This is a genomic window from Pantoea sp. SIMBA_079 (assembly GCF_046940275.1).
GTDB lineage: Bacteria > Pseudomonadota > Gammaproteobacteria > Enterobacterales > Enterobacteriaceae > Pantoea > Pantoea borealis.
The window spans coordinates 1-241 of the sequence record NZ_JAWRYR010000843.1 but is presented as its reverse complement, the minus strand read 5'-3'; the positions used below and the strand labels follow the sequence as shown (position 1 = coordinate 241).

General features: G+C 57.3%; 1 protein-coding gene. It reads right to left on the bottom strand.

What is annotated here, in order from left to right:
• Window positions 1-241, bottom strand: a 241-nt coding sequence (locus SB719_RS22325) for a CBS domain-containing protein (protein WP_412160058.1), incomplete at both ends; no start/stop codon positions are given.

Genomic DNA, 241 nt, shown 5'->3' with positions numbered 1-241 from the left:
ACCGTCATCCAGAAGGTCGCGTTCCAGAAGGCCGCTTAACCGGCGAATATCGGTAAAGCCGTCTACAAGATAACCACCCTGCCCGTCCGACTGCGCGACAGCCGCCTCTTCGTCTTCATCCGGGAACTCACCAGCAATGGCTTCCAGAACGTCGGTCGGCGTCACGACACCTTCGAAAGAGCCATGCTCATCGACGACGACTGCGATCTGGACAGGTGAATTACGCAACTGCTCCATAACG